Annotated in this window: 24 protein-coding genes; 11 read left to right on the top strand and 13 right to left on the bottom strand. The window is 64.6% G+C overall.

Annotated elements, in window-relative coordinates:
• Positions 1-4 precede the first annotated feature (4 nt).
• Together RAD15_RS16020 and RAD15_RS16015 are read right to left on the bottom strand one after the other, a co-directional pair.
• A complete protein-coding gene (locus RAD15_RS16020) occupies positions 5-1,681 on the bottom strand; it encodes a glutamine--tRNA ligase/YqeY domain fusion protein (RefSeq protein WP_458179014.1) in 1,677 nt (558 codons plus the stop codon).
• 79 nt (positions 1,682-1,760) lie between these two features.
• The gene (locus tag RAD15_RS16015) at positions 1,761-2,348 is read right to left on the bottom strand and encodes an NAD(P)H-dependent oxidoreductase (RefSeq protein ID WP_458179012.1); all 588 of its coding nucleotides are present in this window, start codon (positions 2,346-2,348) and stop codon (positions 1,761-1,763) included.
• 67 nt (positions 2,349-2,415) lie between these two features.
• Between RAD15_RS16015 and gltX the strand changes: the two genes are divergently transcribed.
• The 10 genes from gltX to RAD15_RS15965 all read left to right on the top strand — a co-directional run bounded on the left by gltX (position 2,416) and on the right by RAD15_RS15965 (position 13,002).
• The gene (gltX, locus tag RAD15_RS16010) at positions 2,416-3,846 is read left to right on the top strand and encodes a glutamate--tRNA ligase (RefSeq protein ID WP_458179010.1); all 1,431 of its coding nucleotides are present in this window, start codon (positions 2,416-2,418) and stop codon (positions 3,844-3,846) included.
• A gap of 180 nt (positions 3,847-4,026) precedes the next feature.
• Positions 4,027-5,331, top strand: a complete 1,305-nt coding sequence (gene gltA / locus RAD15_RS16005) for a citrate synthase (RefSeq protein WP_458179008.1) — start codon at positions 4,027-4,029, stop codon at positions 5,329-5,331.
• A gap of 156 nt (positions 5,332-5,487) precedes the next feature.
• On the top strand, positions 5,488-5,895 hold the full coding sequence (locus tag RAD15_RS16000; protein ID WP_458179006.1) for a GFA family protein: 408 nt from the start codon (positions 5,488-5,490) through the stop codon (positions 5,893-5,895).
• 98 nt (positions 5,896-5,993) lie between these two features.
• Positions 5,994-6,698, top strand: coding sequence for a hypothetical protein (locus tag RAD15_RS15995; RefSeq protein ID WP_458179004.1), 705 nt, complete (start codon positions 5,994-5,996; stop codon positions 6,696-6,698).
• Between the two features lie 126 nt (positions 6,699-6,824).
• Complete coding sequence (locus RAD15_RS15990) at positions 6,825-8,003, top strand: ROK family transcriptional regulator (RefSeq protein ID WP_458179002.1); 1,179 nt, start codon at positions 6,825-6,827, stop codon at positions 8,001-8,003.
• A 58-nt stretch (positions 8,004-8,061) separates the two neighbouring features.
• A complete protein-coding gene (locus tag RAD15_RS15985; RefSeq protein ID WP_458179000.1) occupies positions 8,062-9,348 on the top strand; it encodes an ABC transporter substrate-binding protein in 1,287 nt (428 codons plus the stop codon).
• Positions 9,345-10,268, top strand: coding sequence for a carbohydrate ABC transporter permease (locus RAD15_RS15980; RefSeq protein WP_458178998.1), 924 nt, complete (start codon positions 9,345-9,347; stop codon positions 10,266-10,268). Before RAD15_RS15985 ends, RAD15_RS15980 begins: the two co-directional genes overlap by 4 nt.
• Entirely contained in the window at positions 10,261-11,118 is an 858-nt protein-coding gene (locus RAD15_RS15975) for a carbohydrate ABC transporter permease (protein ID WP_458178996.1), read from the top strand. Before RAD15_RS15980 ends, RAD15_RS15975 begins: the two co-directional genes overlap by 8 nt.
• A gap of 10 nt (positions 11,119-11,128) precedes the next feature.
• Complete coding sequence (locus tag RAD15_RS15970; RefSeq protein ID WP_458178994.1) at positions 11,129-12,238, top strand: ABC transporter ATP-binding protein; 1,110 nt, start codon at positions 11,129-11,131, stop codon at positions 12,236-12,238.
• A complete protein-coding gene (locus RAD15_RS15965; protein WP_458178992.1) occupies positions 12,235-13,002 on the top strand; it encodes an SDR family NAD(P)-dependent oxidoreductase in 768 nt (255 codons plus the stop codon). The genes RAD15_RS15970 and RAD15_RS15965 overlap by 4 nt, the downstream gene beginning before the upstream one ends.
• Here RAD15_RS15965 and lpxB read toward each other — a convergent pair.
• From lpxB to lpxA, 3 genes are read right to left on the bottom strand one after another with little or no spacing between them, the layout of a single operon-like run.
• Positions 12,999-14,183, bottom strand: coding sequence for a lipid-A-disaccharide synthase (lpxB, locus tag RAD15_RS15960; RefSeq protein WP_458178990.1), 1,185 nt, complete (start codon positions 14,181-14,183; stop codon positions 12,999-13,001). The two genes, RAD15_RS15965 and lpxB, sit on opposite strands and share 4 nt — an antisense overlap.
• The gene (locus RAD15_RS15955) at positions 14,180-15,037 is read right to left on the bottom strand and encodes an LpxI family protein (protein WP_458179129.1); all 858 of its coding nucleotides are present in this window, start codon (positions 15,035-15,037) and stop codon (positions 14,180-14,182) included. Before RAD15_RS15955 ends, lpxB begins: the two co-directional genes overlap by 4 nt.
• Before the next feature lie 19 nt (positions 15,038-15,056).
• On the bottom strand, positions 15,057-15,848 hold the full coding sequence (gene lpxA, locus RAD15_RS15950; RefSeq protein ID WP_458178988.1) for an acyl-ACP--UDP-N-acetylglucosamine O-acyltransferase: 792 nt from the start codon (positions 15,846-15,848) through the stop codon (positions 15,057-15,059).
• A 176-nt stretch (positions 15,849-16,024) separates the two neighbouring features.
• Here lpxA and RAD15_RS15945 point away from each other — a divergent pair, with 176 nt between their 5' ends.
• Positions 16,025-16,348, top strand: a complete 324-nt coding sequence (locus RAD15_RS15945; RefSeq protein WP_458178986.1) for a KTSC domain-containing protein — start codon at positions 16,025-16,027, stop codon at positions 16,346-16,348.
• Positions 16,349-16,359: 11 nt separating this feature from the next.
• On the opposite strand, the gene fabZ is transcribed toward RAD15_RS15945, so the two are convergent.
• From fabZ to frr, 8 genes are all read right to left on the bottom strand, one after another.
• Positions 16,360-16,821 (bottom strand): 3-hydroxyacyl-ACP dehydratase FabZ, encoded by a 462-nt coding sequence (gene fabZ, locus RAD15_RS15940; RefSeq protein ID WP_092028759.1) that lies wholly within the window; start codon positions 16,819-16,821, stop codon positions 16,360-16,362.
• Positions 16,818-17,885 (bottom strand): UDP-3-O-(3-hydroxymyristoyl)glucosamine N-acyltransferase, encoded by a 1,068-nt coding sequence (gene lpxD / locus RAD15_RS15935; RefSeq protein WP_458178984.1) that lies wholly within the window; start codon positions 17,883-17,885, stop codon positions 16,818-16,820. The genes fabZ and lpxD overlap by 4 nt, the downstream gene beginning before the upstream one ends.
• A gap of 125 nt (positions 17,886-18,010) precedes the next feature.
• A complete protein-coding gene (gene bamA / locus RAD15_RS15930) occupies positions 18,011-20,542 on the bottom strand; it encodes an outer membrane protein assembly factor BamA (RefSeq protein WP_458178982.1) in 2,532 nt (843 codons plus the stop codon).
• Positions 20,543-20,717: 175 nt separating this feature from the next.
• Positions 20,718-21,869 carry an RIP metalloprotease RseP gene (gene rseP, locus RAD15_RS15925; RefSeq protein WP_458178980.1) on the bottom strand — a complete coding sequence of 384 codons (1,152 nt, stop codon included), beginning with the start codon at positions 21,867-21,869 and terminating at the stop codon, positions 20,718-20,720.
• Positions 21,870-21,913: 44 nt separating this feature from the next.
• The gene (dxr, locus tag RAD15_RS15920) at positions 21,914-23,137 is read right to left on the bottom strand and encodes a 1-deoxy-D-xylulose-5-phosphate reductoisomerase (protein ID WP_458178978.1); all 1,224 of its coding nucleotides are present in this window, start codon (positions 23,135-23,137) and stop codon (positions 21,914-21,916) included.
• A gap of 4 nt (positions 23,138-23,141) precedes the next feature.
• Entirely contained in the window at positions 23,142-23,984 is an 843-nt protein-coding gene (locus tag RAD15_RS15915) for a phosphatidate cytidylyltransferase (RefSeq protein ID WP_458178976.1), read from the bottom strand.
• Positions 23,981-24,739: an isoprenyl transferase gene (locus RAD15_RS15910; protein ID WP_458178974.1), complete on the bottom strand. Its 759-nt coding sequence runs from the start codon at positions 24,737-24,739 to the stop codon at positions 23,981-23,983. The genes RAD15_RS15915 and RAD15_RS15910 overlap by 4 nt, the downstream gene beginning before the upstream one ends.
• Before the next feature lie 100 nt (positions 24,740-24,839).
• Positions 24,840-25,403, bottom strand: coding sequence for a ribosome recycling factor (frr, locus tag RAD15_RS15905; RefSeq protein WP_458178972.1), 564 nt, complete (start codon positions 25,401-25,403; stop codon positions 24,840-24,842).
• Between the last annotated feature and the right edge of the window lie 51 nt (positions 25,404-25,454).

Here is a 25,454-nt window from a genome sequence, read left to right as displayed (position 1 = left end):
TCCTTCAGCCCTTTGCGACTTCCTTCGCAAAGGTGTCGCGCAGGCCGATGGTGCGCGAAAACACCGGCTTGCCCGGCGTCGAGTCCTTGTCACGTACGAAATAGCCCTGGCGCTCGAACTGCATCGGCTCCGTCGCATTGCTCTCGGCGACCGACGCCTCGATCCGGGCGTCGGACAGAATCTCCAGCGAGTTCGGATTGAGATCGGCCGCAAAGTTCGAAGCGTCCGGGCTCGGGTTCGCGAACAACTGGTTGTAGATGCGGATTTCCGCCGGCTTCGAATTCGCCGCCGGCAGCCAGTGCATGGTCGCCTTGACCTTGCGGCCGTCGGGAGCGTTGCCGCCCCTGGTCGCGGGATCGTAGGTGCAGCGCAGCTCCACCACCTCGCCCGCATCGTTCTTGATCACGCCGGTGCATTTGACGAAATAGGCGTAGCGCAGCCGCACCTCGTTGCCCGGCGACAGGCGGAAGAACTTCTTGGGCGGATTCTCCATGAAGTCGTCCTGCTCGATATAGAGCTCGCGGCCGAAATTGATCTTGCGCGTGCCGGCGCTGGGGTCGTCCGGGTGGTTGATCGCGTCGAGCTCCTCGACCTGCCCTTCCGGATAGTTCTCGATCACCACCTTGAGCGGCTTGAGCACCGCCATGCGCCGCTGCGAGGTGCGGTTCAATTCCTCGCGGATGCAGAACTCGAGCATGCCGACGTCGACCACGCTGTTGGCCTTGGCGACGCCGATGCGCTTGACGAATTCGCGCAAGGCCGCCGGCGGCACGCCGCGGCGACGCATGCCCGCCATGGTCGGCATGCGCGGATCGTCCCAGCCCGCGACATGGCCCTCGCGGACCAGCTGGGTCAGGACGCGCTTCGACAACAGCGTATACGTCAGGTTCAGCCGGGCGAACTCGTACTGATGCGGCTGCGACGGCACCGGGAGCTTCTCGATGAACCAGTCGTAGAGCGGCCGGTGGTCCTCGAACTCCAGCGTGCAGATCGAATGCGTGATGCCCTCGATCGCATCCGACTGGCCATGGGCATAATCGTAGCTCGGATAGATGCTCCACTCGGTCCCGGTGCGCGGATGGTGCGCATGCAGGATGCGGTAGAGCACGGGGTCGCGCAGATTGATGTTGCCTGCACCCATGTCGATCTTGGCCCGCAGCACGCGCGCGCCGTTCGGGAATTCACCGGCCTTCATGCGGCGGAACAGGTCGAGGTTCTCGTCCACACTGCGGTCGCGGAACGGCGAGTTCTTGCCGGGCTCGGTCAGCGTGCCGCGCGAGAGACGGATCTCCTCCTGGGTCTGGTCGTCGACATAGGCGAGCCCGTCGCGGATCAGCTTCTCCGCCCATTCGTACAGGCGCTGGAAATAGTCGGAGGCGAAGAACAGGTTCTTGCCCCAGTCGAAGCCGAGCCAGCGCACGTCGGCCTGGATGGAATCGATATATTCCTGCTCTTCCTTGACCGGATTGGTGTCGTCGAAGCGCAGATGGCAACGGCCCGGAAACTCCTGGGCGATGCCGAAATTGAGCGCGATCGACTTGGCGTGGCCGATATGGAGGTAGCCGTTCGGCTCCGGCGGGAACCGGGTCACGATCTCCCTGTACTTGCCCTGATCGAGGTCGGCCTGGATGATGTCACGAATGAAATCGCGCCCAACCTCAGCTGCCACCGGTTCTGTCATTACGAAAATCCTGTCGGGAAATCAGCGGTCCTTCTGCCAAATTCGCGCCGTCAGGCCAAGCCCCAAGCCCGCCTCCCGGTCAAACTTCGGCGATCCTGGCGCGTACGCGCTCGACAAAGGCAGCTCGAGATGCCGGCGTGGAGCGATCCATGTCGTAATGCGCCAGATAGAACGAGCGAACGCGAGGCCCGCACATCGGTCTCAGCGCCCGAAACAGCACTTTGCGGCCGGGATCCTGCATGACGATCCGGGTCAGCCACCACGGTGAACCGTAGCTCGTCACGACACCGAACAGGCGGATATTGGTCAACAACGGCCTGATACGACCGCCGCCCAGATCGTGGGCAAATGCCGTTCCGGGCGCCCAGACCCGGTCGAAATAGCCCTTGAGCATGGCCGGCATCGAGAACCACCAATGCGGGAAGCAGAAGATGATGCCGTCGGCCCGCCGCAACTGACCGATGAGGCGCGCCACGGCGTCCTCGGCATAGGGTCCCTGAAAGTAGCTGCGCCGCTCTGCCTCGGTCATCGCCGGCGAAAAGCCCTCGCGGTCAAGATCGGTCGCGATCACCTCGTGCCGGCGTTCCAGCGTCTCGACGATGGTGTGGAACAGCGCATGGTTGTAGCTGTCCGCGAGCGGATGGCTATGAACGACCTGGATTAGCATTGGCAAAATCTCCCATCCCTATGATACACGGTCGCTCCACAACTTGACCGCCCTTGCCCGCCACAGAATGACCACATCCCAAATCATCACCCGCTTCGCTCCCTCGCCGACCGGCTTCCTCCATATCGGAGGCGCCCGCACGGCGCTGTTCAACTGGCTCTATGCGAAGAAGCACGGCGGCAAGATGCTGCTGCGGATCGAGGACACCGACCGGGAGCGCTCCACGGAGGCTGCGATCGGCGCCATCCTCGACGGGTTGAAATGGCTGGAGCTCGGCTGGGACGGCGACGTCATCTACCAGTTCAGCCGGGCCGCCCGTCACCGCGAGGTCGCCGAGCAGTTGCTCGCCGACGGCAAGGCCTATCGCTGCTACGCCACGGCCGAGGAGCTCGCCGCGATGCGCGAGAAGGCGCGCGCGGAGGGGCGCACCCGTCTCTATGACGGCATGTGGCGCGACCGCGATCCGGCAACGGCCCCGTCCGACGTCAAGCCCACCATCCGCCTGCGCGCGCCGCAGACCGGCGAGACCGTGATCGAGGACCAGGTGCAGGGCCGCGTGGTCTGGCAGAACGAGAACCTCGACGACCTCGTCCTGCTGCGCGGCGATGGCAACCCGACCTACATGCTCGCGGTGGTGGTCGACGACCACGACATGGGCGTCACCCACGTGATCCGCGGCGACGACCATCTGATCAACGCCGCCCGCCAGAAGCAGATCTACGATGCGATGGGCTGGGCGCTGCCGAGCATGTCCCACATCCCCCTGATCCACGGCCCGGACGGCTCCAAGCTCTCCAAGCGCCACGGCGCGCTCGGCGTCGATGCCTACCGCGCCATGGGATACCTCCCGGCCGCGCTCCGCAATTACCTCGTCCGCCTCGGCTGGAGCCATGGCGACCAGGAGATTTTCTCGACCGAGGAGATGATCGCGGCATTCGACCTCGCCAGCGTCGGCCGCGCCGCCGCCCGCTTCGATTTCGCCAAGCTGGAAAACCTCAACGGCCACTACATCCGCCACGCCGACGATCAATCACTCGTGAAGATGTTCGAGGACGTGCTGGACCACCTCGTGCCCAGCCGCGACGAGCTTAAGGCCAAGTTAAACGACACCACGCGGGCACAGCTTCTCAAGGCCATGCCGGCCCTGAAGGAGCGCGCCAAGACGCTGATCGAGCTGATCGACGGCGCCTATTTCATCTTCGCCGACCGGCCATTGCAGCTCGATCCGAAGGCGGCAGCCCTGCTGACACCCGAGAACCGCAAGCTGATCGGCCAGCTGCATTCCGCGCTGGAGAAAGTCGAGACGTGGAGCGGCACCGCCACGGAAGCCGCGCTACGCGCCTTTGCCGAGGAAAATAGTCTCAAGCTCGGCGCCGTTGCCCAGCCGCTCCGGGCGGCGCTGACCGGACGGACCACGTCGCCTGGTATATTTGAGGTTTTGGACGTCCTGGGACGCCAGGAAAGCCTGGGCCGGCTTGAAGATCAGGCCAAAGGCTAGGTCAAGGGCCAGGGAGGGCCAGGCTACGACGTAAGTCGAGCATGCGCGCGGTGATCTTGCAGCGCACACAGCAATAATATACCCATCTCCCCCGTACCTTCTGGAACATCCGGCCTGCCCCAATCAACTCGCATGGGGCCTCCGGCTCCGGTCCGTTTCACATTTCATCGGGGACCTACGATGGACGCAAAACCAAGCAACAAGACCGCTACACTGACGGTCGGAAACAAGAACTACGATCTTCCGATCCACAGCGGCAGCGTCGGGCCCGATGTCATCGATATCGGCAAGCTCTACGGCCAGTCCGGCCTGTTCACCTACGACCCCGGCTTCACCTCGACCGCGAGCTGCCAGTCCAAGATCACCTATATCGACGGTGACGCGGGCGTGCTGGAATACCGCGGCTACCCGATCGAGCAGCTCGCCGAGAACGGCGACTTCCTGGAGACCTGCTATCTCCTGCTGTTCGGCGATCTGCCGACTGCCGAGCAGAAGAAGGATTTCGACTACCGCGTGATCCATCACACGATGGTGCACGAGCAGATGGCCCGCTTCTTCCAGGGCTTCCGCCGCGACGCCCATCCGATGGCAGTGATGGTGGCCTCCGTCGGCGCGCTCGCCGCGTTCTATCACGACTCGACCGACATCAACGATCCGAAGCAGCGCATGATCGCTTCCATGCGCATGATCGCCAAGATCCCGACGCTGGCGGCGATGGCCTACAAGTACACGGTCGGCCAGCCCTTCGTGTATCCGAAGAACTCGCTCTCCTTTGCCGAGAACTTCCTCAACATGTGCTTCGCCGTGCCGTGCGAGGAGTACAAGAGCAATCCCGTGCTCGCTGACGCGCTGGACAAGATCTTCATCCTGCATGCCGACCACGAGCAGAACGCCTCGACGTCGACGGTGCGCATCGCCGGCTCTTCCGGCGCCAACCCGTTCGCCTGCATCGCCGCCGGCATCGCCTGCCTGTGGGGCCCGGCGCATGGCGGCGCCAACGAAGCCGCGCTCGCGATGCTCGCCGAGATCGGCACCGTGGACAAGATTCCCGAGTTCATCGCCAAGGTGAAGGACAAGAACTCTGAAGTCCGCCTGATGGGCTTCGGTCACCGCGTCTACAAGAACTACGATCCGCGCGCCAAGATCATGCAGAAGATGTGTCACGCCGTGCTCAAGGAGACCGGCCATGGCGACGATCCGATGCTGAAGGTGGCGCTCGAGCTCGAGAAGATCGCGCTCAGCGACCAGTACTTCATCGACCGCAAGCTGTACCCGAACGTCGACTTCTATTCGGGCATCACGCTGAAGGCGATGGGCTTCCCGGTCTCGATGTTCACTGTGCTGTTCGCGGTCGCCCGCACCGTCGGCTGGATCAGCCAGTGGAGCGAGATGATCGAGGACCCGCAGCAGAAGATCGGCCGTCCGCGCCAGCTCTACACCGGCGTGACCAAGCGCGATTACGTCGCGATCAAGGATCGCAAGTAAGTCTTCAGCCAACACGGCTTTCCAAACGGCGCCATCTCACGATGGCGCCGTTTTTGTTTGTGCAGTGACCTTGTAGGGTGGGACCGCGGAGCCTGTCATCGGGCGCGCATTCGCTCGACCCGGTGGCTTCGTCCACCCTACAGATTGGAGAACCTGATGCTGAGCGGAAGCTGTCTCTGCGGACGTGTTGCCTACGAGGTCGACGCAGCCCCGGGTCTAATCATGCACTGCCATTGCCAGACCTGCCGCAAGACCCACGGCTCGGCTTTCTCCACCGTCACCAATGTCCCCCGCGACCGCTTTCGCTGGACCAGGGGCGAGGACCTGCTGCGCGGTTTCGAATCCTCGCCGGGCAAGACGCGTTACTTCTGCTCGCAATGCGGATCGCACATCGTCGCCGCGCGCGACGGCAGGAGCACCCTCCTGCTGCGGATGGGCTGCCTGGACACGCCGATTGTCGAGCGCCCCGAAGTCCACATCTGGCGATCGGATGCCGCCAATTGGTACGACCCGAAATCCGAATTGCCGGAATGGTCGGAGGGAACGCGGCCGCCGGCACCGTAATTTGCGAAACAGCGAGCTGTCCTGAAACGCGCTGTCTCACGATCGCGCCGCTTTTGTTTGGTAGGTGCCCCGGATCGAGCAAAGCGCAGGGCGAGCGGATGCAGATTACGAACCCGGTGGAGGGATGGTTGCAGGTCGTGGCCTGCTCACCGTTTCCCGATGCGGCCGGCGAAATGGTGCTCCATCCCAGATGCGACATTGACGGGTTGATTATCGCCGAACGCGTCGCAGCGACGGCCGTGCGATACAACGGCTACGACGTCCCCAAGCTGAAATGGCCGTGTCCCGGGACGATGCTTCCCGTCACCGTGGATCTGGCCGATCCGACACGGTTCAGGATCGAATGGGATCTGGTTTCGACCGGCCGTGAAGCCGCCGAACAGCTCGCGGAGCGTTTGCGCGGCGCGCCGGAGGCCAACACGCCCGGCCGCCGCCCGTTTCCCCGCACTTGGCACGAGGTGGAGCATGCCGCTTCGTCGCCGGCGCTGGTCAACGGGCTGACGCCACAGCAGATGGAGATTGCGCTGGCCGGTGGCGCCGCCGTGGTCGGTCTGGTTCCGACGACGGCGAAGGTGTTGAGCGCGCACGAGGCCCAACCGAGCAGCGCGCCGGGCGGGACGTGGGATATCGCCGTCGCGGTGAACGACCCGAATGGCGGCCCGAGTTGGGAAGCGATCACACGCATGTCCTTCAGCAGCCCAGACCGCCGCGCAAGCCGCACTGCCGATGGCGTCGTGTTGCCTATCCTAGTCGACCCGGACAACCGCAGACGGATCATCGTCGACGTCGCGCGTCTCTCCTGAGGGACATCGCACGCGCCAATCTTGTTGCCACGCACAACAACAAGTCGGCGCATCGCGCCGGCAAACGCTTGACAGTCCGAACGCTCCGCGCGCAAATTCTTACACTAAGTAAGAATGACGACAGGGATGGAAATGCCGGAGCAGCCGAGAAGTCGGCGGCAGACGCGCGCTGCCATTTTGACTCACCTGCTTCAGTCGGGCGGCTCGTTTCGGCCGCCGTTGGCGAAAGCCGTACGTCTGTCCGAGGCCAGCCTGTCGCGCATCCTGTTCGATCTGAAGGCCGAAGGCCTGATCGAGGAGGTGCGGCGCCCTGCCCCTTACGTCGGCGGCCCGACCGGCCTCGTGTCGCTGGACGGCTCGGTGGCGCTTGCCGCCTTGGAGCTGGGCACCCAACGGCTCAGTGTCGGCATCGGTAGCCTGTCGGGTGAGCTGCACTACACGGAGCGTATGCTGCTGCCGAAAACGCCAACCGTCGAATCCGTCGGCCGGGTGTTTCGCGAGGCGCTGACATTGCTGCGCGAGTGGACGCGGCGCCACCGCATCACCCTCGCACAAATCGGCGTCTCCATTCCGGGCCTCGGCCGGCTGAGTGTGTCGACCAATCCGATCATTCCCTGCGATGTCGAGCGCATCAGCGCGATGCTCGGCGAGATGTTTGCCGACGTGCCGGCCGAATTCACCAATTCCGTCGTCGCGCACGCCACCTTCCACCGCTGCCGCACGGAACATTATCCATTCAGCGACACGCATCTGTTCGTCTTCGTCAGCCACGGCGTTGCTGGCGCCTGGATGGACGATCCGGCCGAGGCCGATGCCCTGCAACCGGTCGAGCTCGGCCACATGGTGTTCGGGCCCGAGGGACCGCGCTGCCGCTGCGGCCATCATGGCTGCGTCGAGGCCTACACCTCGCTTCCTGCCCTGGCGGACGTCCTTGGCGTTTCCGAAGCCGAGCTGTTGCAGCTCGGCAGCGAATGGGTGCACACGATCCCGCTCTCGTCGCGCGTTCGCCAGGAGCTGCGCCGGAGACTGTTCCGGCTTGGCCTTGCGATCGGCAACACGCTGAACGTGAAGCCCTGCGGTGGCGTCGCGATCAGCGGCTGGCCGTCGCTGCTCGCCGAGGACGATCGCAACGCCGTGATCGAGGGGATCGACGCCTGCCTGCTAGGCGGACGCAAATTGGCGCAGGTGTCACTCGCCTTCGTTCCGCCCTCGACCGGGAACGATCCGCAGGCCGCGCTGGCTTTCGCCGCATTTTGTCTGGCCAGCCGCGGCGGCATGCCTGCGGCATCGACGGAGGCTGCCTGACATGCCCTGAGCCGCGCGGCCTCAACGCGCCAACACGTTCACACCAGGAGGAACTGTCATGCCGATCACAACAACAAGGCGTCGTCTGCTCGCTGGATCCGTTGCCACTCTCGCGCTGCCGGCATTTGCCCGCGCACAAGGCGCGGCCAAGCCGCGCCTGACCGCGATCTCGCAATGGTCCGCAGGCAGCGATGGAGCGGCGATCACCGCGCTCGGGAAGAAATTCGAGGAGAAAGGCGGCGTTTGGCAGCACTCGCCCGTTCCCGGATTCACCACCGAGATGATGAACAAGCTGCGCGCTCAGATCATGGCCGGCGATCCGCCGGCCTGTTCGCAGCTCAAGGGTCCCGAGATTGCGGCCTGGTCGAAGATCGCCCCGACCGTTGACCTCGACGCCGTCGTCGCTGCCGCCGGCTATGAGAAGGTCGTCGCTCCAGACCTTGCGAAATTGCACAAGCCGGGCGGCAAATGGATCGCACTGCCGTTGCAGATCTACAGCACCAACATGCTTTTCCTCTCCAAACGCGCGATGGACAAGGCCAAGGCCGACAAGATCCCCGTCACATGGGCTGAGTTCAACGACCTCGCCGAAAAGATGAAAGCGGGCGGCGTTCCCTATCCCGTCGCCAACGGCGGCACCCGACCGGACGACGGGCAAAAATTCGAAGCCGCGCTGGCGGGCATCAGTCCCCTCGCCTACCGCGCAGCCATCATGAATCTCGAGAAGAAGACCCTGGAGGGTCCCGAGATCAAGGCTGCGTTCGCACAGGTGCGCAAGATCGCCGACTGGATGGACCCCAACGTCGGCGCCCAGCACTTCTCGACCAATCTGAAGCGCTTCGTCGACGGCGACATGGGCATGATGATCATGGGCGGCTGGGCCCAGGGCGTGTTGCGCAATGCCGGCTTCAAGTTCGAGGACTTCACCATCGCGCCAGGCCCCAGCGACAATGGCAAGCCGGTCTTCCTGTTGAATGCCGACGCCTTCATCTTCTGGCAGCGCAAGGACCCTGACCTGCAAGCCGGCCAGACGCTGATGGCCCAGCTCGTCATGGATCCCGCGATCCAGACGATGTACTCGCAGATCACGGGATCGATCCCGGTGCGCACCGATGTCGATCTGTCCGGTGAAGGCTGGTCGGACGGTCAGCGCCGGACCGCAGCCGCTCTGAAAGACGCGATCGCCAGCAACCAGGCGGTCCTCAGCCTCGCGCACAACATGGCGCAGGAAAACGGCATGACCGCTGCGATGATCGACGTGATCACGGAGTACGTGAAGAACAAGACGATCAAGCCGGAGCAGGCCGCCACCCGCCTCGCCGAGGCCGTCGAGGGCGCCCGTTGACCAGCGTCGTCGCGACAAGACCGGGCCGGCCGGCGGCCTCTGACATGGTGCGCCGGCTGCCCGAATACCTGATGATCTGGGTGCCGCTGCTCTTGTGCGCCGCGCACCTCATTTCGTTTTCGCTATGGACGATCTGGATCTCGTTCACGCCGTCCACCCTCGTTCCGGTCTCGGGCTGGGTGGGCTTGCGCAACTACTCGGCGGTCGCGGCGTCGCGGAACTGGCAGATCGCCCTCGACAATCTGCTGCTGTTTGGCAGTGCGTTCGTGCTGCTGAGCGCGGTGACCGGCCTCGTGCTTGCGATCCTGCTCGACCAGCGCATCCGCGGCGAGAACGTGCTGCGATCCATCTTCCTCTATCCCCTCGCGGTGTCGTTCGTGGTCACCGGCACGGTCTGGAGCTGGCTGCTCAATCCCGGCATTGGAATCCAGAAGCTGGTCCACGACCTTGGCTGGACCTCCTTCAAGTTCGACTGGCTGATCGACCGCGACATGGCCATCTGGACCATCGTGATCGCCGCGATCTGGCAATCCTCCGGCTTCGCCATGGCGCTCTTCCTTGCCGGCCTTCGGTCCGTCGACGCCGACATCATCAGGGCCGCACAGATCGACGGCGCGGGACCGTTCCGAATGTACCGGCGCATCATTCTGCCGACGCTTTGGCCGATCACCATCACCGTCGTCGTCGTCCAGTTGCAGTTCGCGATTTCGGCGTTCGACCTCGTCCGCGCCCTCACCAACGGCGGGCCGGGAATCGCGACCCAATTGCCGGCCCTTGTCGTCTACGACCTGATGTTCCAGCGTAGCCTGCTCGGCCGCGGGGCGGCGGCGGCCGTCCTCATGCTGCTCATTCTTCTTGCGGTCCTGGTGCCCTATGCAGCGTGGCGCTATGTCCAGCAGCGGCGGGCGACCCATGCGTGAGCCAAGCTTCGCACCAGGCCGGATCTTGATCTATCTCATCGTTTCGCTGATCGCTGCAGCATGGCTCGCGCCACTGGCCGTTGTCGTGCTGAACTCGCTCCGTACCAACGAGGAGATCGCGCAGGGTTCGATGATCGGCTGGCCGCAGCACCTGGCCTGGAGCAATTACGCCGTTGCCTGGAGCGGCTTCTGCGTCGCCGAGACCTGCGCCGGCATCCGGCCGTACATGCTGAACTCCGCGCTCGTCACGATCCCTGCGACGATCTTCTCGACCCTGCTCGGGGCGATCGCCGGTTACGCGGTGTCGCTCTGGCGTTTTCGCGGCGACAACTGGGTCTACGGCATCGTGACCCTTGGCCTCTTCCTTCCCCAGCAGATGCGCCTGCTGCCCTGGACCATCGTGCTCAGGGACATCGGCCTCATCAACACGCTGGCGGGCCTCGTGCTGATTCACACGATCCAGGGGCTCTCCTTCACCACGCTGTTCTGCCGCAACTATTATGTCGCCATTCCCCATGAATTGATCAGGGCCGCGCGGATCGACGGCGCCGGCTTCTTTCGTATCTTCTGGCGCATCATCCTGCCGCTCTCACCGCCCATCCTGATCGTCACCGTGATCTGGCAGTTCACGCACATCTGGAACGAGTTCCTCTATGGCGTGACCTTCACGAGCGGCCAACAGCAGCCCGTCACGGCCGCTCTCATCGCGCTGTCCGCTGCAGTCGCGGACATCCCACAGCATGGCGTGCAGAGCGCCGCGGTGATCATCGCGGCCCTGCCCACTTTGTTGATCTATCTCCTCGGCGGCAGGTATTTCGTACGCGGCCTCACTGCCGGGGCCGTGAAATGATGGAATTGTCATGGCAGCACTGAGCATTCGAACCCTGTCGAAGCGCTACGCCAATCTTGAGGTGCTCAAGGGCATCGATCTCGACATCGAGAGCGGCGAATTCACCGTGCTGGTCGGACCGTCCGGCTGCGGCAAGTCCACGCTGCTCAACATCGTCGCCGGGCTCGATCGTCCAAGCGCAGGCACCGTGGAAATCGGCGGCCGTGTCGTCAACGACATCCCGCCCAAGGACCGCGACATCGCGATGGTGTTCCAGTCCTACGCGCTCTATCCGTCGATGACGGTACGCCAGAACATCACCTTCGGCATGGAATGCCGCCATGTGCCGAAGGCGGAGCAGGAGAAGGCGGTCGCGAATGTCGCAAAACTGCTCCAGATCGAGCCCCTGCTCGGCCGCAAGCCGTCGCAGCTGTCCGGCGGCCAGCGCCAGCGCGTGGCGATGGGCCGGGCGCTGGTGCGCGATCCCTTGCTCTTCCTGTTCGACGAACCGCTCTCCAATCTCGATGCCAAGCTGCGCGTCGAGATGCGGATGGAGATCAAGCGGCTGCACCAGCGCATCGGCGCCACCATCATCTATGTCACCCACGACCAGATCGAGGCGATGACGATGGCGACGCGGATCGCCGTGATGCATCGGGGCGTGGTGCAGCAATTCGCCGACCCTGATACGGTCTACCGCTATCCGGCGAACCTGTTCGTCGCCGGCTTCATGGGCTCGCCGCCGATGAACACGATGCCGGCACGGCTCGAGGCCGATTCCGGCGGGCTGCTGGCCGTGATCGGCGCGGGAAGGCCCGACGAGGTCCGTCTGCGCCTCCAGGGCTATGACGCTGCGGCGCCCTATGTCGGCCGCGAGGTGGTGCTCGGGATCAGGCCGGAATGCATCGCCGAGGGCGGCCGCGTATTTTCCGGCGAGGCGCCCATCGTCGTCAACGCACCGGTCGAGATGATCGAGCCGACCGGGGCCGAGACCATCGTCCTGCTGCGGCTTGGCGGCGAGCCCGCGCAGGCGCGCATCTCCCCGGACGTTCGCCCCGCGCCGGGCACCGCTGCCCCCTTCGCGCTGGACACGCGCCGCCTTTGCCTGTTCGACCCCGAGACGGAGCGACTGATCGCATGACGAAGACGATCTATTCAGGCCTTGCGGGCCAGGTGGCGCTGATTACCGGCGGCGCCAGCGGCATCGGAGCGGCCTTCGTACGGGCCTTCGCGGCCCAGGGGGCCCAGGTCGCTTTTTTCGACATCGATGAAGCGGCCGGCGGGGCGCTGGTCGCAGAGGTGGCGACGACGTCTGGCACCGCACCGTTGTTCGTGCCGTGCGACCTCCTGGACATCGAGGCGCTGCGCGCGGCAATGACAAAGGCCCATGGCGTGCTCGGCGATGCCGCAGTGCTCGTCAACAACGCCGCCAATGACCAGCGCCAGGTACTGGCCGAGGTGACGCCCGCCGAGTTCGACTGGACGATGGGCGTCAATCTCAAGCACGTCTTCTTTGCGGCCCAGGCGGTGGTGCCGCAGATGCAGGCGCGCGGCGGCGGCTCGATCATCAACATGTCGTCGATCGCCTGGATGCGCGGCGCCCCGACGCTACCGGTCTACGCCGCGGCCAAGGCGGCGATCGTCGGCTTCACCAACTCGCTGGCCCGCCTGGTCGGCCCCGACCGCATCCGCGTCAACGCCATTGCGCCGGGCATGGTGATCACCGAACGCCAGCGCCGGCTGTGGTATCCCGACGAAAAGATCATCGCCGAGATCCGCACCCGTCAGGCCATTCCCGATGCGGTGACGCCCGAGGACATTGCCGACATGGCGCTGTTTCTGGCGTCCGACGACAGCCGGCGCATCACCCGCCAATGCATTCAGGTCGATGGCGGCTTGGGCTAGCTCGTCCGCCGCCCCTTCCGCATCGTCGCGAGCACGATGTCGGCGGCGAGCACGCTCGGCGACTTGTTGCCGGTCGACATGATCTGATCGAGCCGGGCAAAGGCTTCGACCTGTTGCCGGCGCAGCGGCGAATCCGTCAGCAGTTCGGAGAGCGCCGGCGCCAGCTTCTCCGGCGTACACTCCTCCTGGAGATACTCCGGAATGACATCCTTGCCGATCACGAGGTTGGCGAGGATCACCGAGGAGACGCGGATGGCGCGGCGCAGGATGAATGCCTCGATCGCGCCGACGCGATAGGCCGTCACCATCGGAATGCCCGACAGCGCGAGCTCCAGCGTCACGGTGCCGGATTTGGCCAGCGCCGCATGTGCGATCCGGAACACGGCGCGCTTCTCGTTCTCGCCGGTCACGATTCTCGGCTTGACCGGCCAGTTCGCGACGCCTTCGCGGATAGTGGCTTCGAGATGTGGCATGGTCGGCAGTATCAGCTCGAACACGCGACCTTCGGCCTGCAAGCGGCCGAGCGTCCCGCCAAACACGTCGAGATGGTGCCTGACCTCGCTGCGGCGGCTGCCGGGCAGGACCAGGAGCACCGGCGGCTCGCCATCGCGTCGCGCCTGCTCCTCCGCGTTCGGCCGCAGCGACGGCAATTGCTCGATCAGGGGATGGCCGACATAGCTACAGGGCGGCCCGCCGAGCTTGCGATATTCCTCCGGCTCGAACGGCAACAGGCCGAGCACATGATCGACATAGCCGAGCATGGTGCGCGCCCGTCCCGGCCGCCACGCCCAGAGCTGCGGCGAGACATAATCGACGATCGGGATCGCCGGATTGCGCGCGCGCACGCGGCGGGCGACGCGATGGGTGAAATCGGGGCTGTCGATGATGACGAGCGCATCCGGCGCGGCCTCGGTCACGGCGTCCGCAGTCTGTCGGATCAGCCGCAGGATCTTCGGCAATTGCTGCACGACCGCGGCGAAACCGACGATCGACAGCTCCTCGATCGGAAACAGCGACTCCAGCCCCTCGCGCGCCATGGTGCGGCCGCCGACACCTTCGAACTGCACGCCGTCGCCGAGGCGCTGGCGCAGCACCTTCATCAGCGCCGAGCCGAGCCTGTCGCCGGATTCCTCCGTCGCGATCAGGAAGATCTTCCGCTTGGGATCGCGGCCCTGCATCACGCGGGCAGGCCCATGACGAAGAGATATTTTGCGTCGGCCAGCGCGATCATCGCCTGCGGCTCGGCGGCGATGGTGTTGCCGGCGATGACGGCGATACCGGCGAGGCCCGCGGCGGCGACCCCTTCGAGCGTGCGCGGCCCGATGGTCGGCAAATCGAAACGCAGATCCTGGTTGCTCTTCGGCGCCTTCACCAGCACCCCGCGCCCCGTCGCCGCGCGGATGCGGCCCTCCTCGCGCAGGCGCGCCACGCGCGCGAGCAGCGCGTCGGTGCCCTCGATGTCCTCGACCGCCACCACGTGACCATCGATCACGACCACGGCCTGGCCGATGTCGAACGTACCGAGCGCGGTCAAGACCGCGCGGCCGCGCTCGATGTCGGTCTTGCTGGTGTCGCTCGGCCAGCCCCTGCTGATGCACCCTTCGGGCATCAGCAGGTCGGGCGCGACGTCCTTGATGCCGACCATCCGAAAGCCGTCCTGCTCGAGGATGCGCCCGACGCCCGACAGCAGATGATCGTCGCCGCCGCGGAAAGCACGGATGACGTTGCCGAGCAGGCGGAGTGTCTTGACGTCGAACCGGATCTCCGAGAGCGAGGGTCGCACCAGAGTGCCGATGAAGATCAGGTCGCGGCAGCCCTCCTCGCGAAACAGCCGCATCGCGCGGCCGAGCTGGCCGACCGAGATCCAGCGGTGACGGAATTTCTCCACCCGCGCCGGATCGCAGGCCCCGCGCAGCGGAAACAGCACCGGCGTGATGCCGCGCGCGGCGAGCGAGTCGGCGACCGCGAACGGCATCGCGCCGCCGCCGGCGACCACGCCGACCGGCGATGAAATCTCCGAAGCCGCCGATGTCATGCCCGCGGCCATGCCAGGATCACTTTTCGATGGCGGGAAGACAGAGCGGGCGCTTGCCCTTGCCGATGAAGTCGAGGATTTCGGCGATGGCCGGATCTTCGCCGGCGAGCGGCCGGGAAGCCTCAAGCCGCTCGGCAAAGGTGCCCGGCCCGTGGAAGAGTTTTTGGTAGAACCCGCGCACCGTCGCCAGCCGCTGCTTGGTGAATTTGCGCCGCTTCATGCCGATGATGTTGAGGCCCTCGAGCACAGCATACTGGCCGTTGACCAGCCCGAACGGAATGATGTCGTCGCGCACGCCGCAGACGCCACCCACCATGACCTGCGGCCCGATGCGGGTAAACTGGTGCACCGCGGACAAGCCGCCGATGAAGACGAAGTCGCCGATCTCGGCGTGACCGCCGAGCGTTGCCGAGGTCGCGAAGATCACGTCGTTGCCGACATGGCAGTCATGGCCGACATGGCTGCAGTTCATGAAATAGCCGCGGTCACCGACCGTGGTGATGCCGCCGCCAGCGACCGTGCCGGCGTTCATGGTCACGGATTCGCGGATGGTGCAGCCCGAGCCGATCTGGAGCTTCGTCAGCTCGCCGCGATAGCTGAGCGATTGCGGCGGCGTGCCGAGCGAAGCGAAGGGATAAATGGTGCAATCGTCACCGATGGTGGTCTGCGCCGTGACATGCACATGTCCGATCAGCTTGCAGTCTTTGCCGATCACGACATTGGGGCCGATGAGGCAATAGGGTCCGATCTCGGTGCCCTCGCCGATCACGGCGCCGTCCTCGACCCGTGCGGTGGGATCAATCTTGCTCATCAAGCAATCTAACTCGTCAAGAAGGTCTGATTATATGTTGAAGTCGCTTGGTTTTCGGCTGGTTAGCGCGACTATGCCCGATCTGTCCAGTGACGTATCATCTCTGCCTGTTTCAAGTGCCGGATGAGGCGCCCGGCTCGGGGCATCAACGCGTTCACGTGGAGCTTTTGGTTACCATGGTCAGGGCCCTGGCACTCCTGCTCGCACAGCTGACGGCCGCGCCGATCGTCTCCGAGACGGTCGAGACCGGCGAACGCCGCCCCGTCGACCTCGCGACATTCGAATGCCGCGACATCACCCGCAGCACAGTGCTTCAGCGGGTCTGTTACGACCGCGCGCAGCACAACCTGATCGTCGCGATCAACGGCGCCTATGACCGCTATTGCGGCGTCGACCCCGATACGGTCGAGCGCCTCCTGGGCGCGCCGTCCATGGGGCAGTTCTTCAACCACAATATCAGGCGCGAGGACGCCGGCAGCCGCTACGATTGCAACGGGTGAGCGCCGTCCGCTCAGTCCGTCAGCATGGCGCCGACATCGGCTTCCGCGACCACCTGGCCGTTGACCTTGGCGTCGCCGTGAAACCACCACATCGCTTTGCGGCGTCCGATCGAACGCATGTGATATTCGATGGTGTCGCCGGGCAGCACGGGCTTGCGGAACTTGCACTTGTCGATGGTGAGGAAATACACCGCGCGCGGCTTCTCGGTACCCTCGACGGACGTGATGCCGATGACGCCGGCGGTCTGCGCCATGGCTTCGATCATCATCACGCCGGGATAGACCGGGCGTTCCGGGAAATGTCCCTGGAAGGCCGGCTCGTTGAAGGTGACGTTCTTGATGCCGATGCCGCTGTAGTCGGCGCGGATGTTGATGACGCGGTCGATCAGCAGCATCGGAAAACGGTGCGGCAGCGTCCGGAGGATCGCATTGATATCCACCAGCTCGAACTTAACAGGTGATTCCGCCGTCATTCCCGTCCCTCGTCCTTCGGTTCGGCCTTGCTGTCGCGTACCAGGCGCTCCACCGCGATAATTTCCTTGAACCACTGCTTGGTCGGCTTGGCAAAAAAACCACCCCAGCGTCCGCCCGCCGGGATGTCGTCCTTGACGCCGCTCATCGCGGTGACCTGGGCCCCATCGCCGATCTTGAGGTGATTGTTGATGCCAACCTTTGCTCCCAGCGCCACGTTGTCGCCGATCGTCAGGCTGCCGGCGAGTCCGATCTGGGCCGCCAGCAGGCAATTCCGGCCGATCGTCACATTGTGGCCGATCTGGACCTGGTTGTCGATTTTGGTGCCCTCCCCGATCACGGTGTCACGCAAGGATCCGCGATCGATGGTGGTGCCGGCGCCGATTTCCACATTGTTCTGGATCAGCACCCGGCCGGTCTGGGGAACCTTCAGATGGCCCTCGGGACCGAAGAAGATGAAGCCGTAGCCGTCCTGGCCGATCGAGCAGCCGGGATGGATCAGCACGTCGTTGCCGATCAGCGCGCACTGGATCGCCGTGCGGGCACCGACATTGCAGTCCCGGCCGATCTTGACGCCCGGGCCAATGACCACGCCGGCGCCGACCACTGTGCCGCTGCCGATCTCGACATCGGGGCCGATGACGGTGAGCGGCTCGACGATGACGTCGTCCTCGAGCCGCGCCGAAGGGTCGATGATCGCCGACGGCGCAATGCCGGTATTGCCGAACCAGGACTGCGGGCGCAGCGCATCGCCATGCCATTCCCGGGCGATCCTGACGAAGGCACGGAAGGGCTGCGCCACCCGCAGCACGGCCACATGCGCGGGCACCTGGGCCTCGAAGCGCGGACTCACGAGGCACGCGCCGGCCTTGGTCGCCTTCAGCTCGTCGGCATATTTCAGGTTGTCGAAGAACGCCAGATGCATCGGGCCCGCTTCGTCGAGCGAAGCGAGACCCGTGATGATTTGGCCGCCCCTGGCGGGGTCGACCAACTGCGCCTTGGTCAGCGCGGCGATGTCGACCAGCGCTGAGGCCGGCGGTTTCTTGAAGAAGATCGGCTGCGCCATTCCACCCCGTCGCGGTCCGGCTTCGGCATGAAGCGGTCAGGCCGCATCATGCCTCATCTCTTGGATCGGCACGATCCCTTTCGGAAACCGGCTCCTGTGATCCGGATCGTGCCGTGCTGATCGAACTAGAACGTGGTGCCGCCGCCGAACCGGAACTCCTGCGTGCGGTCGTGAGCGCCCTTGGTGAGCGGCACGGCGTAGTCGAAGCGCAGCGGTCCGAACGGCGACTGCCAGATCAGGCCGACACCGACCGACGAGCGGACGACATTGCCGTTGTCATACACCAAGCCGGTACAAGTTCCGGCCGAGGGCGGATTGATGGTCGACGGGATACAGTTCGAGTTCTTCGTCGTGGTCATCTCATTCGTTACCGACCACGTCGTCGGTCCCTGGTAGTCGTACAGGCCGCCGGCGTCGGCATAGACCGCGCCCTTCAGACCCACTTCCTTCGGCAGGAACCAGAACGGCATCTGCAATTCGAGCGAAGCGCCCCAGTACTTGGTGCCGCCAAGCGCATCCTGCGTGCCAAAGGGATTCAGGTCGCGCGGACCGATGCCATTCGGAGCAAAGCCGCGGACGAGGTTCGGACCCATCTGGAAGTGATCGAGCATGCGCAGATCACTGCCCAGCTTGTTCAGCATGCCGGTCTGGAGGTGAACGAGACCGACGATATCGGACACCAGCGGGGCGTAGTACTTCGCGTCGATGACGCTCTTCAGGTAGGTGACGTCGCCGCCGACGCCGGCGAAGTCCTGACGGAAGTCGACGAGCAGGCCGTCGGTGGGGTTCTTGTTGTTGTCCAGCGTGTTGTAGCTCAGCGTGTAGCCGAGCGCCGAGGTCAGGGTCTTGCCATTGGCAAGCTCCCTGCGGACCGGCAGCGAGGCTTCACCGTCGCTGTAGCAGCCGAGGCCGTTGGTCGAGCTCAGGTCGAGGCCGTTGAGGTTGGCGTAGGCCGGGCTCGGGTTGAATGCCGCCGAACCGGCTACGTTGTTACAGTTCGCCAGGTAGTACGGCAGCGTGATTTCCTGCCGATAGATCGAGTAGCGCACCTGGAGTGCCAGATCTTCACGCAGGGAGAAGCCGAGGCGCGGCGAGAAGCCGAGCGTCTTGGTGCCGTAGGAGATGTAGCTGTTGGACTTCTGCTCACGCTGATAGAGGTCGAGGCCGAGCGCGACGCGGTAGTCGAGCAGATAGGGTTCGACGAACGACAGCGAGTAGCCGCGCGCGTACTGGCCGTAGGTCACCGACGCCTTGGCGAACAGGCCGCGGCCGAGCAAGTTGCGCTCGGAGATCGAGACTTCAGCCAGCGCACCGTCGGTGGTGGAGTAGCCGCCCGAGATCGAGAAGTCACCGGTCGATTTCTCTTCCATGTCGACGATCAGGATCACGCGGTCGCTCGACGAGCCGGGCTCGGTCGTGATCTTCACGCTCTTGAAATAGTCGAGGTTCTTCAGGCGCCGCTCGGCACGGTCGACCAGCGCGCGGTTGTAGGCATCGCCCTCAGAGAGGTCGAACTCGCGACGGATCACGTAGTCACGGGTGCGGGTGTTGCCGCGCAGGTTGATGCGCTCGATATAGGTGCGCGGGCCCTCGTCGATGTTGAACACGACCGAGACGGTGTGCGCCTCGAAGTTGCGGTCGCCGCCCGGACGGACCACGGCAAAGGCATAACCGCGGCGCGCGGCCTCGATCTGCATCTCCTCGACCGACTTCTCGACCGATTCGACGTTGTATAGCGAGCCGACATTGACGCGCGAATAGGCGCGCATCGAGGCGGGATCGAAGTTCGTAATGCTGGAGCGGATATCGACCGCGCCGACGCGGTACTGAGGGCCTTCCTCGATCTTGAAGGTGACGTTGAAGCCCTTCTTTTCCGGATCGTATTCGGTGAGCGCGGCCACCACCTGGACGTCGGCGAAACCGTGCTTGAGATAGAAGCGGCGGATCAGGTCGCGGTCGGCCTCGACGCGATCCGGATCGTAGATGTCGCCGCTGGCGAGGAAGCTCAGCAGGTTGGATTCGCGCGTCTTGATGACGTCCCGCAGGCGGTAGGACGAGAACGCGACGTTGCCGACGAAATCTATCGACTTGACGCCGGTCTTGGCGCCCTCGTTGACCGTGAAGATGAGGTCGACGCGATTGTTCGGCTGCTCGATGATTTCAGGCGTGACGCGCACATCATAGCGGCCCGAGCGGCGATAGATTTCAGCGATTCGCAGCGTGTCGGACTGCACCATGGCGCGGGAGAAGGTGCCGCGCGCCTTGGACTGGACCTCGGCGGAGAGCTGCTCGTCCTTGATCTTCTTGTTGCCCTCGAAGGCAATGCGACCGATCACCGGGTTTTCCACCACGGAGACGATGATCTGACCGCCGGAACCACGGTTGATCTTCACGTCCTGGAACAGGCCGGTCTCGATCAAGGCCTTGAGGCCGTCGTCGATGGCGCCTTGATCCAGGCGGCCGCCGGGACCCGGCTTGAAGTAGGAGCGGATCGTCTCCACCTCGACACGGCGATTTCCTTCGACGGAAATCGACTGAACGGTCTGAGCGAGCGCAGACGAAGACACAAAAACAGCCCCGACCGGGGCAACCACCGGCGCGCCGAACATGATCAGGGTTGCGAGCAAGCCCCCCCGGAGTCGCAGTCCAAACTTCATGCGCAACGCGCCCTTATCATTCCGAGCCAGACCCAACCCCAACGCCGGTCTGGAGATTCCCCAAGTTCAGGCCGCTTGTAGCCAATTTCGCCGACGCCGCAAACGGCCGAAAGCGTCGTGATTTCAATTTCATTCCAAGACGTTGCTCAACAGCAACGCCACAAAAAAGCCCCTATCAGGATGCGGCCATCCGCAGAATGTCGTTGTAGGTCGCAAAGACCATCAACATCAGCACCAAACCCAGCCCGATTCGGAAGCCCATCTCCTGAGTCCGCTCGGACAGGGGCCGGCCGCGGACGATTTCCGCCGCATAGAACATAAGGTGACCGCCATCGAGCAGCGGAATCGGGAACAGGTTCAACAGACCGATCGACACCGACAGCACCGCGCACAGATTGATCACGAACTGGAACCCGGCGCTGGCCGCCTGCCCCGACATCTTCGCGATTCCGAGAACGCCGCTGACCTCGTTGGGATTGCCGTTTCCGACGAACAGCGAGCCCAGGAACTTGAAGGTGCTGGTGATGATGAACCAGACCTGCTCGACCCCGATCTTGAGCGCCTCGCCAACGCCCACCGGAGCGGTCGAGGCCTCCCCGGCCTGCGACTTGTGCTCGACGCCGAGCACGCCGACACGATGGCTGTTGCCGAACGGATCCTTGCGCTCGAGCAGCGCCGGCGTCGCGGTCAGCGAGACGATGGCGCCGTCCCGCTTCACCTGGAACGCAAGTGCCGAACCGGCATTCATCGCAACGATTCGCTGCATGTCGGCGAAGCTCTCGATCGGCTTGCCGTCGATCTGGACGACGACGTCGCCGATCTTGAAGCCGGCCGCGGCAGCCGCGCCTTCGGCAACCACGCCGTCGACGCGCGCGATCGTGCTCGGCTTGCCGTAATACAGCGCCATGCCGGCGAAGATCAGCGCGCCCAGGATGAAATTGGCGATCGGTCCGGCCGCGACGATGGCGGCGCGCGGACCAACCTTCTTGTGGTGGAAGCTGCCGGCGCGCTCCTCGGCCGACATCGCGGCGAGCGTCTCGGCCGAGGGAGTGGAGGCCTCGCTCTCGTCACCGAAGAACTTGACGTAGCCGCCCAGCGGGATCGCGGAGAGCTTCCAGCGAGTGCCATGGCGGTCGTTGAAACCGACCAGTTCGGGTCCGAAACCGAGTGAAAACGTTAACACGCGCACGCCGGCCCACCGCGCGACCAGGAAATGGCCGAGTTCGTGGAAGAACACGACGATGGTCAGGACGAACAGGAAGGGAACCGCGTAGCCGAGGAGCCCATGGCTCAACGTATTGAAACTATGGACAAAAAAGTCGATCATCGATTTCCCTCATCCAGCGCCGCAAGGCCCTGGCCCCGAACCAACTAGGATGCCTTTAAGGCAATTTGAGGCAATAGGGCGGCGGCTCTATTTCGAGCAACATGGTCAACAGAGATTGCATCGTCCGCGGACGTCAGGGGCGCCTGGTTCCCACCGCGGATCCAGTCGTCCAGCGTCGCCTCCACCAACCTGGCGATCGCGCCGAACCGGATCTTGCCGGCGATGAAGGCGGCAACCGCAACCTCGTTGGCGGCGTTGTAGACGGTGGTCGCCCCCTTCCCGGTCCGCAGCGAATCATAGGCCAGGCGAAGTCCGGGGAAGCGCTCGAAATCGGGCGTCTCGAAGGTCAGCTGGCCGATCTTGGCCAGATCGAGCTTGGCGGCCGGCCCCTTGATGCGATCGGGCCAACCTAGGCAGTGCGCAATCGGCGTGCGCATGTCGGGGGCGCCGAGCTGGGCCATCACCGAGCAATCGGAAAACTCGACCATGCCGTGGATGATCGACTGCGGATGAACGACGACGTCGATCTCGTCGGGCGAGAGCGCGAACAGATAGGACGCCTCGATCACCTCGAGGCCCTTGTTCATCATCGAGGCGGAATCGATCGTGATCTTCTGGCCCATGCTCCAGTTCGGATGCTTCAGGGCCTGCTCCAGCGTCGCCTGCTCGATATCGGCCGGCTTCCAGGTCCGGAACGGGCCGCCCGAGGCGGTGATGATGACGCGGACGAGCTCGTCGCGATTGCCCGAGGCGAGCGCCTGGAACAGCGCATTGTGCTCGGAATCGGCCGGCAGGATGCACGCGCCCGCTTTCGCCGCACGCTGCATGAAGAAATCGCCGGCGCAGACGAGGCATTCCTTGTTGGCGAGCGCGACATGCGCACCACGATCGACCGCCGCCAGGGCCGGCTTCAGTCCGGCAGCTCCACTCACGGCCGCCATCACCCAATCGGCCGGACGTGCGCCAGCCTCGATCACCGCGCTTTCGCCGGCGCCGCATTCGGTGCTGGTCCCGGCCAACGCGGCCTTGAGCTCGGCGAGCTTGGAGGTGTCGGCGATCGCGACGTAGCGCGCGGAGAATTCCTTGGCGAGCTTCGCCAGCGCTTCGACATTGCCGTTCGCCGTCAGCGCCTCGACGCGATAGCGCTCGGGCGAGGCGCGCAGCAGATCCATCGTGCTGTCGCCGATCGAGCCGGTGGCGCCGAGAACCGTGACGCTGCGGACGGCAGTCGCCGCAGCCTTGTTGTTACGCAAAGGGACTGCGCTCATATCCTCACCAAACCATAAGACCGCTTCCGGCGCTATGCACACCGTGACGGAGAAAACCGATAATCCATGCCATCAGGATGGCTGCGACAAAGCCGTCCAGGCGATCCATAAGCCCGCCATGGCCGGGAATTAAGTGACTGGAATCCTTGACACCAAACCGCCGCTTCACCGCGGATTCGAAGAGATCGCCGGCCTGTGATACCACCGACAGGACGGCGCTGACGAGCAGCAGCGGAACCGCCTTTCCAAACCCGCAGGCGGCAAAGCCCGCCGCGACTGCAAGGCTCGCCACGAAGCCACCGAGCGCTCCGGACCAGGTCTTCTTCGGGCTCACGCGCGGCCATAGCTTCGGCCCGCCAATGCCGCGGCCGGCGAAATAACCACCGATATCGGTTGCCCACACCACTAGCAGCACGAACATCAGCGCGGAGAAGCCGTTGACGAGATCCTTCCGCAGCAGGATCGAAGCCAGTAGCGCCGCCGATGCATAGGCGAATCCCGTGGCTGCCCAGATGAACTTGCCCCGCGCGATCAGCGTCACGATGGCACCGCCGATGAGGCCGACGATGACGGCGGTCTTGAGTGCGCCGAAGGCGACACAGGACCCCATCATTGCAAGAACGATCGTCCCTGCCCCGGTCAGCGCGGCCGACCCCGCGCCCACCACCGTCAGCCATTCCGCGAACAGCCCGATCGACACCAGGGTGACGAGGAGCGCCCACAGCCAGCCGCCGGCATAAGCGATCGCAATGGTCAGCGGCGCCAGCACCAGCGCTGCGAGGACTCGCATCACGAGATTGCTCGGGGCAGGCTTGGCGCCCGCCGGTGCGGCGTCGGATTCGCTCACGAGGCTGATTTCGCGACCAGGCCGCCGAAGCGGCGTTCGCGCCTGGCAAATTCGGCGATCGCGCCTTCCAGCGCCGCCTTGTCGAAATCGGGCCAGTGGATCGGCACGAAGACGAGCTCGCTATAGGCGGCCTGCCACATCAGGAAATTGGACAGCCGCTGCTCGCCACTGGTGCGGATGATGAGATCAGGGTCGGGAATGTCGGGTGCATCGAGATGCGCCCCGAGCGTCTCGGCGTCGATCGTATCAGGATCGCGTTTGCCCTCCGCGACCTCGCGCGCGAGCTTCTGCGCCGCTTTCGCGATCTCATGCCGCGAACCGTAGTTGAAGGCGACGACGAGCGTGAGGCGCGTGTTGTCGCGCGTCAGTTCCTCGGCCTCGTTCAGCAGCGCGCAGATGTCGCCCTCGAGCCCGTCGCGCTCGCCGATGATGCGGACCTTGACGCCGTCGCGATGCAGGCTCGCCAGATCGTTGCGGATGAAGCGGCGGAGCAGGCCGAAGAGATCGCCGATCTCGCTGGCCGGGCGCGACCAGTTCTCCGAAGAGAACGAGAAGATGGTGAGATAGCGGATGCCGAGCTCGTGCGAGGCACGCACCACGCGGCGCAGGGCCTCCACGCCGCGTCGGTGACCTTCCGCCCGCGGCAGGCCGCGCGCAGCCGCCCAACGCCCGTTGCCATCCATGATGATGGCAACATGCGCGGGCGCCTCGGACCGGTCGGGTCCTTCCGTTGCTGGCGCGGCGGCGTTGGACATTATGGCGGCCTCAAAGCATGATCCGGAAAAGTGCGAAGCGGTTTTCCGAAAAGATCATGCGCAAACAATAATCTAAAGCGCGATGACCATTCCTCGCGCTTTAGACGGTGAGGATTTCTTTTTCCTTGGCGGCCAGCAACTGGTCGATCTCGGAGATCGTGCCGTCGGTCGCTTTCTGCACCTCGTCGGCGTGACGCTTCTGGTCGTCCTCGGACATCTCGTGATTCTTTTCGAGCTTCTTGAGGACGTCGAGACCATCGCGGCGGACGTGACGCGCGGCGACCTTGGCGGCTTCGGCGTATTTGTGCGCGACCTTGACGAGCTCCTTGCGCCGCTCCTCGTTGAGCTCGGGGATGCGCAGGCGCAGCACCTGGCCTTCGGTCGCAGGCGACAGGCCGAGATTGGAATCGACGATCGCCTTCTCCACCGCCTTGACCATCGACTTGTCCCAGACCTGCACCGAGATCAGCCGCGGTTCCGGCACGCTGACGGTGGCGAGCTGGTTCAGTGGCATGTGGCTGCCATAGGCATCGACCTGGACCGGATCGAGCATCGAGGCGGAGGCGCGGCCGGTGCGCAGACCGCCAAGCTCGTGCTTGAGCGAGGCGACGGCGCCCTGCATGCGGCGCTTCACTTCGTTGAGGTCGAAATTACCCGTGGACATCACGTTTCTCCTTCAAAATCCCGGCGACCTCTCCGCGCCCTTCCTTGGGCG

The organism is Bradyrhizobium sp. 14AA, from assembly GCF_054185205.1.
This window is presented reverse-complemented; position numbering and strand designations above follow the sequence as displayed.

Excerpts from the sequence above, each read along its gene's own strand:
- RAD15_RS15910 (WP_458178974.1), bottom strand. The coding sequence starts at position 24,739 with ATGTCCAACGCCGCCGCGCCAGCAACGGAAGGACCCGACCGGTCCGAG.
- RAD15_RS15965 (WP_458178992.1), top strand. The coding sequence starts at position 12,235 with ATGACGAAGACGATCTATTCAGGCCTTGCGGGCCAGGTGGCGCTGATT.
- fabZ (WP_092028759.1), bottom strand. The coding sequence starts at position 16,821 with ATGACGGCGGAATCACCTGTTAAGTTCGAGCTGGTGGATATCAATGCG.
- dxr (WP_458178978.1), bottom strand. The coding sequence starts at position 23,137 with ATGAGCGCAGTCCCTTTGCGTAACAACAAGGCTGCGGCGACTGCCGTC.
- gltX (WP_458179010.1), top strand. The coding sequence starts at position 2,416 with ATGACCACATCCCAAATCATCACCCGCTTCGCTCCCTCGCCGACCGGC.
- gltA (WP_458179008.1), top strand. The coding sequence starts at position 4,027 with ATGGACGCAAAACCAAGCAACAAGACCGCTACACTGACGGTCGGAAAC.
- RAD15_RS15975 (WP_458178996.1), top strand. The coding sequence starts at position 10,261 with ATGCGTGAGCCAAGCTTCGCACCAGGCCGGATCTTGATCTATCTCATC.
- RAD15_RS15945 (WP_458178986.1), top strand. The coding sequence starts at position 16,025 with ATGGTCAGGGCCCTGGCACTCCTGCTCGCACAGCTGACGGCCGCGCCG.
- lpxD (WP_458178984.1), bottom strand. The coding sequence starts at position 17,885 with ATGGCGCAGCCGATCTTCTTCAAGAAACCGCCGGCCTCAGCGCTGGTC.
- RAD15_RS15985 (WP_458179000.1), top strand. The coding sequence starts at position 8,062 with ATGCCGATCACAACAACAAGGCGTCGTCTGCTCGCTGGATCCGTTGCC.
- RAD15_RS16020 (WP_458179014.1), bottom strand. The coding sequence starts at position 1,681 with ATGACAGAACCGGTGGCAGCTGAGGTTGGGCGCGATTTCATTCGTGAC.
- frr (WP_458178972.1), bottom strand. The coding sequence starts at position 25,403 with ATGTCCACGGGTAATTTCGACCTCAACGAAGTGAAGCGCCGCATGCAG.
- RAD15_RS15995 (WP_458179004.1), top strand. The coding sequence starts at position 5,994 with ATGCAGATTACGAACCCGGTGGAGGGATGGTTGCAGGTCGTGGCCTGC.
- lpxA (WP_458178988.1), bottom strand. The coding sequence starts at position 15,848 with ATGAGCAAGATTGATCCCACCGCACGGGTCGAGGACGGCGCCGTGATC.
- RAD15_RS15970 (WP_458178994.1), top strand. The coding sequence starts at position 11,129 with ATGGCAGCACTGAGCATTCGAACCCTGTCGAAGCGCTACGCCAATCTT.
- RAD15_RS15955 (WP_458179129.1), bottom strand. The coding sequence starts at position 15,037 with ATGACATCGGCGGCTTCGGAGATTTCATCGCCGGTCGGCGTGGTCGCC.
- RAD15_RS16000 (WP_458179006.1), top strand. The coding sequence starts at position 5,488 with ATGCTGAGCGGAAGCTGTCTCTGCGGACGTGTTGCCTACGAGGTCGAC.
- RAD15_RS15990 (WP_458179002.1), top strand. The coding sequence starts at position 6,825 with ATGGAAATGCCGGAGCAGCCGAGAAGTCGGCGGCAGACGCGCGCTGCC.
- bamA (WP_458178982.1), bottom strand. The coding sequence starts at position 20,542 with ATGAAGTTTGGACTGCGACTCCGGGGGGGCTTGCTCGCAACCCTGATC.
- RAD15_RS16015 (WP_458179012.1), bottom strand. The coding sequence starts at position 2,348 with ATGCTAATCCAGGTCGTTCATAGCCATCCGCTCGCGGACAGCTACAAC.
- rseP (WP_458178980.1), bottom strand. The coding sequence starts at position 21,869 with ATGATCGACTTTTTTGTCCATAGTTTCAATACGTTGAGCCATGGGCTC.